Raw genomic sequence first — 13,369 nt, forward strand, 5'->3', positions numbered from 1 at the left:
CCCGACAGCCCCGCGCAGCGGACCGGCCCGCCGCAGGCGCAACGGCGGGTGCACCGCGCAAGCGGGCAACAGACGGCGAGCAACCAACACGGCGGGACAGCCGAAAACGTGGGAAGAAATTAGACCGGCTCACGCCGCCGCTGCGCGTGATCGCTGATGCGGAGTAACAGCGCGACCATGACCCAATTGGCGACCAACGAGGAGCCCCCCTTGGCGAGGAAGGGGAGGGCCTTGCCCGTGAGGGGGATGAGGCCGGTGACGCCGCCGGAGACGACGAAGACCTGGAGGAGGAGTGCGCCGGAGAGGCCGGCCGCGAGGAGTTTGCCGAAGGGGTCGCGGGCGCTCAGGGCGACCCGGAGGCCGCGCTGGGCCAGGAGTACGTAGAGCATGATCACGGCCATCACTCCGGCCAGGCCCAGCTCCTCGCCGACGGTGGTGAGGATGAAGTCGCTGTTGCCGGCGAAGCCGATCTGCTCGGGGTGGCCCTGGCCGAGGCCGCTGCCGCTGATGCCGCCGCTGCCGAAGCTGAGCAGGGCCTGGGCGAGCTGGTCGGACATGTGCTCCGCCTGGCCCGCCTTGGTGAAGGCGCGCATCGGGTCGAGCCAGGCGGTGACCCGGCCGTGGACATGCGGTTCGAGGGAGCCGACGACGGCCGCGCCGACCGTGGCCATCAGCAGGCCGCACACCACCCAACTGGTGCGGTCGGTGGCCATGTAGAGCATGATCACGAAGACGCCGAAGAAGATCAGCGAGGTGCCCAGGTCCCGTTCGAAGATCAGCACCAGCAGGCTGATCGCCCAGATCGTGAAGATCGGCGCGAGCTGACGCCCCGGGGGGAGCTGGATGCCCATGACGCGGCGGCCGGCCAGCGCCAGGGCGTCGCGGTTGACGGTGAGATAGCCCGCGAAGAACACCGAGATCATGATCTTCACGAACTCGCCGGGCTGCAACGACAGCGGCCCCAGCAGGATCCAGCGCTTGGCGCCGTACATGTCGGCGCCGAAGAAGGCCGGGGCCATCAGCAGCACCAGCGCGATCACCATCGTCAGATAGATGTAGCGCTGGAGGATGCGGTGATCGCGCAGCATCAGCAGGATGGCGAGGCAGACCACCACCCCGATCACCGTCCACAGCAGCTGGCCGTTGGCCGCCTGGGCCGTTTTCAGCCGGGGCGACTGTGCGTAGGTGAGGTCCAGGCGGTGCAGCAGCACCAGGCCGATCCCGGTCAGCAGGGTGGCCAGCGGCAGGATCAGCGGATCGGCGCGGGGCGCGTAGCGGCGCAGGACCAGATGCGGGACCAGCGTCATGAACAGCATGCCGGCGGTGAAGAGCGCCAGTCCGCCGGGGCGCAGGGCGCCCATCGACAGGCCGGTGTAGGTGTAGCCGAAGACCGTGATCAGGACGACGAGGGCGAGCAGCCGGGCCTCGGTTCTCCGCCGGTCCGGGGCCTGGGCGAGCGCGGCGAACGTCATGGTGCGCTCGACATCCCGCTCCGGCACCCGGGCCTTCCGGGGAACTCTGGTCGGTGCACGCACGGCTTGTCCTCCGCCATCTTGTCGAGGCCGCCGGCCGGCCGGGTACGGGGCCCGGTTCGTCCGCCAGGCAATCGAGGAAGGAGACGAGGCAGCCGAGGGCGTGGTTGCGAGGGAAGGGGAAGGCATGTCCGATTTGGCGGGAAGCTGCCTGCCTCGTCACCCGCCCCGCCCCCGCTGTAGATGGCCATGATCGCCGAAGGCGGGCCGGCCGGGGAAACGGGGCCGCGCACGGCCGGTCAACCTGCGTCGCGGGAAGAGCTGCCCGCCGCGCTGGCACTCCGCTTGACCGAGTGCTAACCGCGTCATAGTCTCGGCGTTGGCACTCTCCAGTGGGGAGTGCCAGACACAGCGACGGGCAGGTCCGGCACCCGCGACGACGGATCCACCTGGTCGCCACCTCAGACAGTTAACCCCGTGAGATCTCCGAAGGGGGAGGTCGGATCGTGACGACCACCAGCTCCAAGGTTGCCATCAAGCCGCTTGAGGACCGCATCGTGGTCCAGCCGCTCGACGCCGAGCAGACCACGGCTTCGGGCCTGGTCATTCCGGACACCGCCAAGGAGAAGCCCCAGGAGGGCGTCGTCCTGGCCGTGGGCCCGGGCCGGGTCGAGGACGGCAAGCGCGTCGAGCTCGACGTGAAGGTCGGCGACGTCGTGCTCTACAGCAAGTACGGCGGCACCGAGGTGAAGTACAACAACGAGGACTACCTCGTTCTCTCGGCTCGCGACGTGCTCGCGATCGTCGAGAAGTAAGTCACCCAGTTTTGCCGTGATCTGCGCCCCTGGTTCCCGCGTCTAAACAACCCGGGGCAGGGGCGCAGTTCGTTTGAGCGACAGCGGTCCCCACGTCGTGGCCGAGGATCGCAATGAGAGGACTTGAAGCAACCCATGGCGAAGATCCTGAAGTTCGACGAGGACGCCCGTCGCGCCCTTGAGCGCGGCGTCAACAAGCTTGCCGACACCGTCAAGGTGACCATCGGCCCCAAGGGCCGCAACGTCGTCATCGACAAGAAGTTCGGCGCGCCGACCATCACCAACGACGGTGTCACCATCGCCCGTGAGGTCGAGGTCGACGACCCGTACGAGAACCTCGGCGCCCAGCTCGTCAAGGAGGTGGCGACCAAGACCAACGACATCGCGGGTGACGGCACCACCACCGCCACCGTGCTGGCCCAGGCGCTGGTCCGCGAGGGTCTGCGCAACGTCGCCGCCGGCGCCTCCCCCGCCGCCCTGAAGAAGGGCATCGACGCCGCCGTCAAGGCCGTCTCCGACGAGCTTCTCGCCACCGCCCGTCCGATCGACGACAAGTCCGACATCGCTGCCGTGGCCGGTCTGTCCGCGCAGGACAAGCAGGTCGGCGAGCTCATCGCCGAGGCGATGGACAAGGTCGGCAAGGACGGTGTCATCACCGTCGAGGAGTCCAACACCTTCGGTCTGGAGCTGGACTTCACCGAGGGCATGGCCTTCGACAAGGGCTACCTCTCGCCGTACATGGTCACCGACCAGGAGCGGATGGAGGCCGTCCTCGAGGACCCGTACATCCTGATCCACCAGGGCAAGATCTCCTCGATCCAGGACCTGCTGCCGCTGCTGGAGAAGGTCATCCAGGCCGGTGCCTCCAAGCCGCTGCTGATCATCGCCGAGGACGTCGAGGGCGAGGCCCTGTCGACCCTGGTCGTGAACAAGATCCGTGGCACCTTCAACGCCGTGGCCGTCAAGGCCCCCGGCTTCGGTGACCGCCGCAAGGCGATGCTCGGCGACATGGCCACCCTCACCGGTGCCACCGTCATCGCCGAGGAGGTCGGCCTCAAGCTCGACCAGGCCGGTCTGGACGTGCTCGGCACCGCCCGCCGGGTGACCGTCACCAAGGACGACACCACCATCGTCGACGGTGGGGGCAAGTCCGAGGACGTCACCGGCCGGGTGGCCCAGATCAAGGCCGAGATCGAGTCCACCGACTCGGACTGGGACCGCGAGAAGCTCCAGGAGCGCCTCGCCAAGCTCGCCGGTGGCGTCTGCGTCATCCGCGTGGGTGCGGCCACCGAGGTCGAGCTCAAGGAGAAGAAGCACCGTCTGGAGGACGCCATCTCCGCGACCCGCGCCGCGGTCGAGGAGGGCATCGTCTCCGGTGGTGGCTCCGCGCTGGTCCACGCCGCCAAGGTGCTGGAGGGCTCCCTCGGCAAGGAGGGCGACGAGGCCACCGGTGTCGCCGTCGTCCGCCGCGCCGTCGTCGAGCCGCTGCGCTGGATCGCGGAGAACGCCGGTCTCGAGGGCTACGTCATCACCGCGAAGGTCGCCGAGCAGGACAAGGGCAACGGCTTCAACGCCGCCACCGGCGAGTACGGCGACCTGGTCAAGGCCGGCGTCATCGACCCGGTCAAGGTCACCCGCTCCGCCCTGGAGAACGCCGCGTCGATCGCCTCGCTGCTGCTGACGACCGAGACCCTGGTCGTCGAGAAGCCCGCCGAGGAGGAGCCGGAGGCCGGTCACGGTCACGGCCACGCGCACTGACGCCAGTCGCCGCGCACTGACGTGAGCCGTCACCTCGGCTGATGTCGGACCGCTTCACCCGAGACCCGGTTCCCGCTTGGCGGGGGCCGGGTCTCAGGGTTTCCGGGGCGCGGGCGGGGCCCCTGCCGGGCGCCGGACTCCCCGCCGGCCGGGCCCGGTTCACGCCGAGTGGTGCAGCTCCTCGCGGCGTACGGGGGTGAGGAACGGGCGGCCCCGGCCGTAGCGTTCGAGTTCGTCGAGGGCGTGGTCGGCCAGGCGGTGGAGCTCGGTGCCCAGTGAGCCCGCCACATGCGGGGTCAGCAGCACGTTCGGCAGGTCGTACAACGGCGAACCGGGGCGCGGGAGTTCGGGCTCGGTGACGTCGAGGACCGCGTACAGCCGGCCGGTGACCAGTTCGGGCAGCAGGGCCGCCTCGTCGACCAGCGAGCCGCGGGCGGTGTTGATCAGGGTCGCGCCGTCCGGCATCAGGGCCAGCTGCCGGGCGCCGAGCAGATGGCGGGTGGCGGGCAGCTGCGGGGCGTGCACGGTGACGAGGTCGCTGTCGGCGCAGAGCGCGTCGAGCGGAACGGCGGCCGCGCCGAGCCGGGTGGCCTCGGCGGCGTCCACATGCGGGTCGTACAGCAGGACGCGCAGGTCGAACGGGCGCAGCAGCTCGATGACTCGGCGGCCGATACGGGAGGCGCCGATGACGCCGACGGTGCGGCGGTAGTTGCCGGCCCCGGCGAGTTCGTCCGGCCAGTCGTGCGGCGCGCGCAGGCCGCGATAGCGGTGGGCGGCGTGCAGGACGCGCTTGTTGGCGAAGAGGATCGCGGCGAGGGTGTATTCGGCGACCGGGAGGGCGTTGGCGGCGGCGGCCGAACTGACGGCGATACCGCGGTCCCAGCAGGCGTCGGTGAGGTGGTGCTTGACCGATCCGGCGGCGTGCACGACGGCCCGCAGCCGGGGGGCCGCGGCCAGCACCCGGTCGGTCAGCGGTGGCGCGCCCCAGCAGGTGAGCAGCACCTCGGCGCCGGCGAGGGCGGCGGCGACCTCGGGGGTGGGGTCGGCCAGCTCGTGGGCGACCAGGTGCGGGTCCGTACGGGCCAGGGCCGCGAGCCGGGTGTGGTGGCGGGCGCCGAGCAGCCGGCCGGCGACGCCCGGCCCCATCGAGAGCAGGACGCCGGGCCGGACCGGTGGCGTTTCCGCAGGTCCCGGGAGACTGTCAGAGGTGGGGTGCATAGTGCTGAACGGACCTCCTTCGCGGTCGCCCGTCGTCGCGCCCCGCTCGTCCCGCGTCGCGCGTCGCCGGCCGGTTCGCGTCACTGTGCGTCCTGTGCCGTCCCGCGGGGGACGGGCCCGTGGGTGCCCTGTCCTCGCACCCCACCGCCCCGCCCCGCGCGCCACGGCCATGGCACCACCCCGCCGCCGCCCCCGGCAACGGGCCGGCTGACCCGGCGTCAGCGGGGCCCGTATTTACGGCCGGTACGGGACGTCAGTCCCCCCAGCACGCCACGGGGCGCCAGCTTCACCGCGCCCATCAGCGCCTTGTACCGCGGATCCGGAATGGACAGCGACTTCCCCCGCGTCAGGTCCTTCATCGCGGCATCGACCAGCTTGTCCGCGTCCAGCCACATCCACCCGGGGATGTTGTCCGTCCCCATCCCGGCCCGCTCGTGGAACTCGGTCCGTACGAACCCCGGGCACAGCGCCATCAACCGCACGCCGCTGCCCGCCAGATCGCGCGCCGCCCCCTGGGTGAACTGCACGACCCAGGCCTTGCTCGCGCCGTAGGTGCCCCGCGGGACGAACGCCGCCACCGACGCCACATTGACCACCGCGCCGCGCCGCCGGTCCCGCATCCCGCGCACCCCGGCCGTGGTCAGCCGCAGTACCGCCTCACAGTGCACCTTGAGCATCGTCAGCTCATCGGCCATCGAGACCTCGAGGTACTCGCCCTTGTTGCCGAAACCGGCGTTGTTCACCAGCAGGTCCACCGGGTGTTTGGCGTCCGAGAGCCGGGCCTCGACGGCGGCGATGCCCTCCTCGGTGGCGAGATCGGCGCTCAGCACCTCCGCCTCGATGCCGTGCCGGTCGTGCAACTCGGTGGCCTGCTCGCGCAGTCGCTTCTCGTCGCGGGCCACCAGCACCACGCTGTGGCCGTCACTCGCGAGCCGCCGGGCGAACGCCGCCCCGATGCCCGCCGTCGCTCCCGTGATCAATGCAGTCGTCATACGGGCACGCTATCCGCCCCGGGCACGGCGCCCGAGCCCCAACCCCCGGTGACGCGGCCGCCCCACGGCCCACCGGAGGCAGATCCTCCGCCGCCCGCTCCGGGCCCCGCCGCCCCGCGCCCGGCGGGCCCGCTCAACCCGCCGCCCGCTCCGCATACTTCCGCGCCTTGTGCCGCGCCTCCTCCGGCAGCGCCGTACCCGCCTCCAGCAGCCGCGGCAGCAGCTCCCGCCGGGTCGTCAGGGCCCGGAACACCATCTCGATCGTCACCTCGTGATCCGGCCGGTGCACCACCTCGACGGCGTCCCCGGCGCGGATCTCGCCCGGCTCGATCACCCGCAGATACGCACCGGGCACCGCGGCCTGGGTGAACCGCCGCAGCCAGCCCCGCTCCCCGAGCCACCCCTGGAACGTGCGGCAGGGAATCCGCGGACCGCTCACCTCCAGCAGCAGCCGCGGCCCCACCCGCCAGCGCTCGCCGATACGGGCGCCGGTGACCTCGACGCCCGACGTGGTGAAGTTCTCGCCGAACGCCCCGTTGGCCAGCTCGCGGCCCAGCTCCCGCTGCCAGTCGTCCAGATCCTCCCGGGCGTAGGCGTACACGGCCTGGTCGTCGCCGCCGTGATGCCGCAGATCGACCACCGCGTCACCGTCCAGCCCACTGCCGCCGACGCCCTTGGGACCGGGGGCGGCGACCGCCACCGGGCCGTCCACGGGCCGCTTGTCGATGCCCGTACCGCCCTCGGCGTCGGTGTGCCGGGACGGGGTGGGCCGCCCCACATTCACGCTCAGCAGCTTCATTCCGTGCTCCGTTGCTCGGTCGTACCACGCGCTCGGGGACCGGCTCCGCCGGCGTCGTCCCAGCTCATGCGCGCCCTCGCTCACGCTAAGGGCTCTCCCGTGGCCGTGTTCCCCAAAAGCAATGACGCAATTTTTCCCGATCGATCCAAGCGGCGCTTATGCTCGAAAGATGATCGAGGCCCGTCACCTCCGTGTGCTGCGCGCCGTCGCCAGGACCGGCTCGTTCTCCGCCGCCGCGCGCGAACTGGGCTGTACCCAGCCGGCCGTCAGCCAGCAGATGAAGGCGCTGGAGCAGTCCGCCGGCACCCCGCTGCTGGTCCGCGCGGGCCGCGAGATGCGGCTGACCCAGGCGGGTGACGCGCTCGTACGGCACGCCGTCGGCATCCTGGCCGGGCTCACCGCCGCCGAGGAGGAGATCGCCGCCATCGCGGGCCTGCGCGCAGGACGGGTGCGGCTGGTGTCGTTCCCCTCCGGCAGCTCGACGCTGGTGCCGACGGCCCTGGCGACGATGCGGGCCGCGCATCCGGGCACCCGGGTCTCGCTGGTCGAGGCCGAGCCGCCGCGCTCGATCGAGATGCTGCGCAACGGGGACTGCGAGATCGCGCTGGCCTTCCGCTACCCCGAGGTGCGCGGCGCGGACCCGGCGGCCGGTGCGGAGTGGGACGACCTGGTGGTGCGCCCGATCCTGGCGGACCGGCTGGTCGGGCTGGTGCCGGCCGGTCACCGGCTGGCGAAGGAGGGCGTCGCGCGCTTCGCCGAGCTGGCCGACGAACCGTGGATCGCGGGCTGTCCCCGCTGCCGCAGGCATCTCGTGGAGGTCTGTGAGAGCGCGGGCTTCACCCCGCGGATCGACTTCGCGACGGACGACTATCCGGCGGTCATCGGCCTGGTCGGGGCCGGTCTGGGAGTCGCCGCGCTGCCGGAGCTCACCCTCGCGTCGGTGCGTCCCAAGGGGGCGACGGCGGTCCGTCTGGAGCCTGCCGTGCACCGCGAGATCGTCGCGCTCACCCTGCCGGATCTGGCGCAGGTCCCCGCCGTCGAGGCCACGCTCGACAAGCTGGTGGACGCCGCGGGGCGCTGACGGCGCGGGGGCGCTGGGTCGGCCGCCGTGCAGGAACGTTTCTTCAGGAGCGGTCCGCTCCCGGGGTGTCAGGCGCCGGAGGCGCCCGGGTGGCCGGTCATGGAAGAGGCGGGGACCAGCCGGTGCCGGGCCCGGCCCATGAGTTCCTCGCGCTCGTCCTCCGTCAGCCCGCCCCACACCCCGTAGGGCTCACGAACGGCCAGTGCATGCGCCGCGCACTCGGCCCGTACCGGGCAGCGCATACAGACCTCCTTCGCCGATGTCTCACGCGCGCTGCGGGCCGCTCCGCGCTCACCTTCGGGATGGAAGAACAGCGAGCTGTCCACGCCACGGCAGGCGGCCAGCAGCTGCCAGTCCCAGAGGTCTGCGTTCGGGCCCGGGAGGCGGGAGAAATCTGCCATTGCTTGTCCCCTCGAAGCGATGCTGATTCGGGCTCGGTGCTCACGACGGTACATCTACTGTCGAAGTAGATGTAAATATGACTCATTGCGAATCTAGTCATAGTCACCACGAAAATGGAAGAAAGAGAGCCAAATAGGGCATAGGGTGCACGCGCGGATGCCGGTCGCCCATTGAGTCGTCTGCGTATCCGGCTCCTCACGGAGCGTGCTGAACTCGGTCGCCGAAGCCGTAACTCTTTCGAGTGACCGTCGTTGAGAGTGCGGAGGCGGTTGGCAGAGGTAGACCCCGGGCAAATGTCCGAGGGCCGTCAATCGCTCAGGTGACGATACGTACCAGCCTGGAGGCTCAAGGTGACGCGCATCAGCTGCGGAGGGCGGTCATGACATCCGTCCTCGTCTGCGACGACTCCCCGCTTGCCCGAGAGGCGCTCCGTCGGGCGGTTGCGACCGTGCCCGGCGTCGAGCGCGTGACGACCGCGGCCAACGGCGAGGAAGTCCTCCGCCGCTGGGGTGCCGATCGTTCGGATCTGATTTTGATGGACGTACGGATGCCCGGTCTCGGCGGTGTCGAGACCGTGCGACGGCTGCTGTCGGCGGACCCGGGCGCCCGGATCATCATGCTCACGGTGGCCGAGGATCTGGACGGGGTCGCGCTCGCGGTCGCCGCCGGTGCCCGCGGCTATCTGCACAAGGACGCCTCGCGCGCCGAGCTGCGGGCGACGGTGACCCAGGCGCTCGCGGATCCGACGTGGCGGCTCGCCCCGCGCCGGCTGCGGTCGGCCGAGATGGGTGCCGCGCCGACGCTCACCGCGCGCGAGATCCAGGTGCTGGAGGGCATGAGTCACGGCCGCTCCAACGCCGAGATCGGCCGTGAGCTGTTCCTCTCGGAGGACACGGTCAAGACCCATGCCCGGCGCCTTTTCAAGAAACTCGGCGCCTCGGACCGGGCGCATGCGGTGGCCCTGGGCTTCCGCTGGGGACTGGTCCGCTAAGGCGTTGTGACGTGCAGCGATGCGGGGGAGTGCAGATCCCCGCCCGCCGTGTGGCGGGCGGGGCGGCAGAGCGCCCCGCGACCGTCGGCGTACGACCGCGGTCCGATTCGCCGCGCGGTGCCGCATCCTTGGGGGTATGGAGTTCCTCGGGGACGGGTCGGTCGGGCACGAGGGGAGGGCGCAGGACATGACATCAGCCGGCGCACCTGCCGCTCATAACGCTTCAGTGCACAAGTGCGGACCTGATGCCGCGGATCGCGCGGCGCCAAGGCACCATGGTCCGATGCGCGATGACGGGAAGCAGGAAATCGGCGATCTCGTCGCACGCGCCGTAGAGGGGGACCAGCGGGCCACCCACGATCTTCTGGCCCATGTGCACCCCCTCGCCCTGCGCTACTGCCGTACCCGGCTGTCGCGGCTGCCGGGTGATGCCCGGCACTTCGTCGAGGATCTGGCGCAGGAAGTATGTGTCGCGGTGCTCTGTGCGCTGCCGCGCTACCGCGACACCGGCAAGCCTTTCGAGGCATTCGTCTTCGCGATCGCCGGCCACAAGGTCGCCGATCTCCAGCGGGCCGCCATGCGGCATCCGGGCAGCACGGCCGTGCCGTCCGACGAGATGCCCGAGCAGCCGGACGACTCCCTCGGCCCCGAGGAGCGGGCGCTGCTGAGCAGCGACGCCGAGTGGGCCAAGAAGCTGCTGGCGAATCTTCCGGAGAACCAGCGTGAGCTGGTGCTGCTGCGGGTCGCCGTCGGGCTGACGGCCGAGGAGACCGGGCAGATGCTGGGGATGTCTCCCGGCGCGGTGCGGGTGGCCCAGCACCGTGCGCTGAGCAGGCTGCGGGCGCTGGCCGAGCAGTAGCGGTTCCCGGTCGGAAACGGCCGGATGTCGCCGTAGAAAAGCACAAGTGACGAGGCCCTCATCGCTCGTGGAATGGGCCACCCCATTAGGCCGTTAGCATGGGAGTCCGCGCTGAGGCAAGAGCATTGGGGAAGGTGTCATGAGTGACAACGTCGACGGTATGCCCGCCAAATTCGCCATGCTCGGGCTGACATACGACGACGTGCTGCTGCTGCCGGGTGCGTCGGAGGTGCTGCCGAACGCGGTGAGCACCGCATCCCGGGTCTCGCGCAACGTCACGGTGAACATCCCGCTGCTGTCCGCGGCGATGGACAAGGTCACCGAGGCGCGGATGGCCATCGCGATGGCGCGGCAGGGCGGCGCGGGCGTGCTCCACCGCAATCTGTCCATCGAGGACCAGGCCAACCAGGTCGACCTGGTCAAGCGCTCCGAGTCCGGCATGGTCACCGACCCGATCACGGTCCGCCCGGACGCCTCGCTCGCCGATGCCGACGCGCTGTGTGCCAAGTTCCGCATCAGCGGTGTGCCGGTGACGGACGCCGCGGGCAAGCTGCTGGGCATCGTGACCAACCGCGACATGGCCTTCGAGATGGACCGCAGCCGTCAGGTCCGCGAGGTCATGACCCCGATGCCGCTGGTCACCGGCAAGGTCGGCATCTCCGGCGAGGACGCCATCGAGCTGCTGCGCCGCCACAAGATCGAGAAGCTGCCGCTGGTCGACGACGCGGGTGTGCTCAAGGGCCTGATCACCGTCAAGGACTTCGTCAAGGCGGAGAAGTACCCGAACGCCGCCAAGGACGCCGAGGGCCGGCTGGTCGTCGGTGCCGCGGTGGGCGTCGGCGGCGAGGCGTACGAGCGGGCGCAGGCGCTGGTCGAGGCCGGTGCCGACTTCCTCGTCGTCGACAGCGCGCACGGCCACAGCCGCGGCATCCTCGACATGATCGCCAAGGTCAAGTCCAACATCAGCGTCGATGTCGTCGGCGGCAATGTCGCCACCCGCGACGGCGCCCAGGCGCTGATCGACGCGGGCGCCGACGGCATCAAGGTCGGTGTCGGCCCCGGCTCCATTTGCACCACCCGCGTCGTCGCCGGTGTCGGCGTCCCGCAGGTCACCGCGATCTACGAGGCCGCGCAGGCCGCGAACGCCGCGGGCGTGCCGCTGATCGGTGACGGCGGGCTCCAGTTCTCCGGTGACATCGCCAAGGCCATCGCGGCCGGTGCGGACACCGTCATGCTGGGCTCGCTGCTGGCCGGCTGCGAGGAGTCGCCCGGCGAGATGGTCTTCATCAACGGCAAGCAGTTCAAGTCGTACCGCGGCATGGGGTCGCTGGGCGCGATGCAGTCCCGCGGCCAGGCCCGCTCCTTCTCCAAGGACCGCTACTTCCAGGACAACGTGCTCTCCGAGGACAAGCTGGTGCCCGAGGGCATCGAGGGCCAGGTGCCCTACCGCGGCCCGCTCGCCTCGGTCGCCCACCAGCTGATCGGCGGTCTGCGCGCCTCCATGGGCTACGTCGGCTCCGCCGACATCCCCGAGCTCAAGGAGAAGGGCCGCTTCGTCCGGATCACCGCGGCCGGTCTCAAGGAGAGCCACCCGCACGACGTCCAGATGGTCACCGAGGCGCCCAACTACTCTCGTCGCTGAGCGTCCCCGGTCGACGGCGACCGGATGACAGCACCGAGCACCGATGCCCGCGGCCGCACCCCGGCCGCGGGCTCCGGCGTGTCGGGGATACTGGAACCGCAGACGTAGAGGAAAGGCCACACACGTGACTGAGATCGAGATCGGGCGCGGCAAGCGCGGCCGCCGGGCATACGCGTTCGACGACATCGCCGTCGTACCCAGTCGCCGCACCCGCGACCCGAAGGAGGTCTCGATCGCCTGGCAGATCGACGCCTACCGCTTCGAGCTGCCGTTCCTGGCCGCTCCCATGGACTCGGTGGTCTCGCCGCAGACCGCGATCCGCATCGGTGAGCTGGGCGGCCTGGGCGTCCTCAACCTGGAGGGTCTGTGGACTCGGTACGAGGACCCGGAGCCGCTGCTCGCCGAGATCGCGGAGCTGGACGGCGCCACGGCCACCAAGCGGCTCCAGGAGATCTACGCCGCGCCGATCAAGGAAGAGCTGATCGGGCAGCGCATCAAGGAGGTGCGGGACGCCGGCGTGGTCACCGCCGCCGCGCTGTCGCCGCAGCGTACGGCGCAGTTCTCCAAGGCCGTCGTCGACGCGGGCGTGGACATCTTCGTGATCCGCGGCACCACCGTCTCGGCCGAGCATGTCTCCTCGGCGGCCGAGCCGCTGAACCTCAAGCAGTTCATCTACGAGCTGGATGTCCCGGTCATCGTCGGCGGCTGCGCCACGTACACCGCGGCGCTGCACCTGATGCGTACGGGCGCGGCGGGTGTGCTGGTGGGCTTCGGCGGCGGCGCCGCGCACACCACGCGGAACGTCCTCGGCATCCAGGTCCCGATGGCGACCGCGATCGCCGATGTCGCCGCCGCGCGCCGCGACTACATGGACGAGTCCGGCGGCCGCTATGTCCACGTCATCGCCGACGGCGGGGTGGGCTGGTCCGGTGACCTCCCGAAGGCGATCGCCTGCGGCGCCGACGCCGTGATGATGGGCTCCCCGCTGGCCCGCGCCACGGACGCGCCGGGCCGTGGCCACCACTGGGGCATGGAGGCGGTGCACGAGGACGTGCCGCGCGGCAAGCGGATGGACCTTGGTGCGGTCGGCACGACGGAGGAGGTGCTGCTCGGGCCGTCCACGACCCCCGACGGCTCGATGAACTTCTTCGGTGCGTTGCGCCGGGCGATGGCGACGACCGGGTACTCGGAGCTGAAGGAATTCCAGCGGGTTGAGGTGACGGTCGCGCCTCGGCGCTGAATTCCCACGTTGTCGGGTGACCCCGCCGTACCTCTTCTGTTTTTTCGCCTGTCGGCGGGAGGGGTGGGGTTTGGGGAGGGGCCCCGGGTTTGTGGTGGGT

The 13,369-nt window shown here is 70.8% G+C and carries 12 protein-coding genes; 7 read left to right on the forward strand and 5 right to left on the reverse strand.

Annotation, left to right across the window (positions count from 1 at the left end):
• Positions 1 to 119: 119 nt before the first annotated feature.
• Complete coding sequence (locus AC3EUV_RS37315) at positions 120 to 1,472, reverse strand: FtsW/RodA/SpoVE family cell cycle protein (protein WP_432143110.1); 1,353 nt, start codon at positions 1,470 to 1,472, stop codon at positions 120 to 122.
• Positions 1,473 to 1,978: 506 nt separating this feature from the next.
• On the opposite strand from AC3EUV_RS37315, the gene groES reads away from it, so the two are divergent.
• On the forward strand, positions 1,979 to 2,287 hold the full coding sequence (groES, locus tag AC3EUV_RS37320; RefSeq protein WP_018090856.1) for a co-chaperone GroES: 309 nt from the start codon (positions 1,979 to 1,981) through the stop codon (positions 2,285 to 2,287).
• Between the two features lie 135 nt (positions 2,288 to 2,422).
• Positions 2,423 to 4,045 (forward strand): chaperonin GroEL, encoded by a 1,623-nt coding sequence (groL, locus tag AC3EUV_RS37325; protein ID WP_085925718.1) that lies wholly within the window; start codon positions 2,423 to 2,425, stop codon positions 4,043 to 4,045.
• Between the two features lie 159 nt (positions 4,046 to 4,204).
• Here groL and AC3EUV_RS37330 read toward each other — a convergent pair whose 3' ends face one another.
• The 3 genes from AC3EUV_RS37330 to AC3EUV_RS37340 form a co-directional block, all read right to left on the reverse strand.
• Positions 4,205 to 5,263, reverse strand: coding sequence for a hydroxyacid dehydrogenase (locus AC3EUV_RS37330; RefSeq protein WP_435604826.1), 1,059 nt, complete (start codon positions 5,261 to 5,263; stop codon positions 4,205 to 4,207).
• 218 nt (positions 5,264 to 5,481) lie between these two features.
• Positions 5,482 to 6,255: an SDR family NAD(P)-dependent oxidoreductase gene (locus tag AC3EUV_RS37335; protein WP_435604827.1), complete on the reverse strand. Its 774-nt coding sequence runs from the start codon at positions 6,253 to 6,255 to the stop codon at positions 5,482 to 5,484.
• A 133-nt stretch (positions 6,256 to 6,388) separates the two neighbouring features.
• Positions 6,389 to 7,054, reverse strand: coding sequence for an MOSC domain-containing protein (locus AC3EUV_RS37340; protein ID WP_435604828.1), 666 nt, complete (start codon positions 7,052 to 7,054; stop codon positions 6,389 to 6,391).
• 169 nt (positions 7,055 to 7,223) lie between these two features.
• Between AC3EUV_RS37340 and AC3EUV_RS37345 the strand changes: the two genes are divergently transcribed.
• The gene (locus AC3EUV_RS37345; RefSeq protein WP_432142990.1) at positions 7,224 to 8,135 is read left to right on the forward strand and encodes a LysR family transcriptional regulator; all 912 of its coding nucleotides are present in this window, start codon (positions 7,224 to 7,226) and stop codon (positions 8,133 to 8,135) included.
• A gap of 68 nt (positions 8,136 to 8,203) precedes the next feature.
• On the opposite strand, the gene AC3EUV_RS37350 is transcribed toward AC3EUV_RS37345, so the two are convergent.
• The gene (locus AC3EUV_RS37350) at positions 8,204 to 8,536 is read right to left on the reverse strand and encodes a WhiB family transcriptional regulator (RefSeq protein WP_042155964.1); all 333 of its coding nucleotides are present in this window, start codon (positions 8,534 to 8,536) and stop codon (positions 8,204 to 8,206) included.
• Between the two features lie 380 nt (positions 8,537 to 8,916).
• Between AC3EUV_RS37350 and AC3EUV_RS37355 the strand changes: the two genes are divergently transcribed.
• The 4 genes from AC3EUV_RS37355 to AC3EUV_RS37370 all read left to right on the forward strand — a co-directional run bounded on the left by AC3EUV_RS37355 (position 8,917) and on the right by AC3EUV_RS37370 (position 13,269).
• Positions 8,917 to 9,528 carry a response regulator transcription factor gene (locus tag AC3EUV_RS37355; protein ID WP_003948568.1) on the forward strand — a complete coding sequence of 204 codons (612 nt, stop codon included), beginning with the start codon at positions 8,917 to 8,919 and terminating at the stop codon, positions 9,526 to 9,528.
• Between the two features lie 283 nt (positions 9,529 to 9,811).
• Positions 9,812 to 10,387: a sigma-70 family RNA polymerase sigma factor gene (locus tag AC3EUV_RS37360; RefSeq protein ID WP_018090849.1), complete on the forward strand. Its 576-nt coding sequence runs from the start codon at positions 9,812 to 9,814 to the stop codon at positions 10,385 to 10,387.
• Positions 10,388 to 10,526: 139 nt separating this feature from the next.
• A complete protein-coding gene (guaB, locus tag AC3EUV_RS37365) occupies positions 10,527 to 12,029 on the forward strand; it encodes an IMP dehydrogenase (protein ID WP_432142991.1) in 1,503 nt (500 codons plus the stop codon).
• Between the two features lie 124 nt (positions 12,030 to 12,153).
• Positions 12,154 to 13,269, forward strand: a complete 1,116-nt coding sequence (locus AC3EUV_RS37370; protein WP_435604829.1) for a GuaB3 family IMP dehydrogenase-related protein — start codon at positions 12,154 to 12,156, stop codon at positions 13,267 to 13,269.
• Positions 13,270 to 13,369: the final 100 nt, after the last annotated feature.

This window comes from Streptomyces sp. bgisy130 (assembly GCF_057708345.1).

What these genes read in the sequence shown, in the direction of transcription:
- AC3EUV_RS37345 (WP_432142990.1), top strand. Translation starts at nt 7,224, where the DNA reads ATGATCGAGGCCCGTCACCTCCGTGTGCTGCGCGCCGTCGCCAGGACC.
- AC3EUV_RS37360 (WP_018090849.1), top strand. Translation starts at nt 9,812, where the DNA reads ATGCGCGATGACGGGAAGCAGGAAATCGGCGATCTCGTCGCACGCGCC.
- groL (WP_085925718.1), top strand. Translation starts at nt 2,423, where the DNA reads ATGGCGAAGATCCTGAAGTTCGACGAGGACGCCCGTCGCGCCCTTGAG.
- AC3EUV_RS37335 (WP_435604827.1), bottom strand. Translation starts at nt 6,255, where the DNA reads ATGACGACTGCATTGATCACGGGAGCGACGGCGGGCATCGGGGCGGCG.
- AC3EUV_RS37355 (WP_003948568.1), top strand. Translation starts at nt 8,917, where the DNA reads ATGACATCCGTCCTCGTCTGCGACGACTCCCCGCTTGCCCGAGAGGCG.
- AC3EUV_RS37350 (WP_042155964.1), bottom strand. Translation starts at nt 8,536, where the DNA reads ATGGCAGATTTCTCCCGCCTCCCGGGCCCGAACGCAGACCTCTGGGAC.
- AC3EUV_RS37340 (WP_435604828.1), bottom strand. Translation starts at nt 7,054, where the DNA reads ATGAAGCTGCTGAGCGTGAATGTGGGGCGGCCCACCCCGTCCCGGCAC.
- guaB (WP_432142991.1), top strand. Translation starts at nt 10,527, where the DNA reads ATGAGTGACAACGTCGACGGTATGCCCGCCAAATTCGCCATGCTCGGG.
- AC3EUV_RS37315 (WP_432143110.1), bottom strand. Translation starts at nt 1,472, where the DNA reads ATGACGTTCGCCGCGCTCGCCCAGGCCCCGGACCGGCGGAGAACCGAG.
- AC3EUV_RS37330 (WP_435604826.1), bottom strand. Translation starts at nt 5,263, where the DNA reads ATGCACCCCACCTCTGACAGTCTCCCGGGACCTGCGGAAACGCCACCG.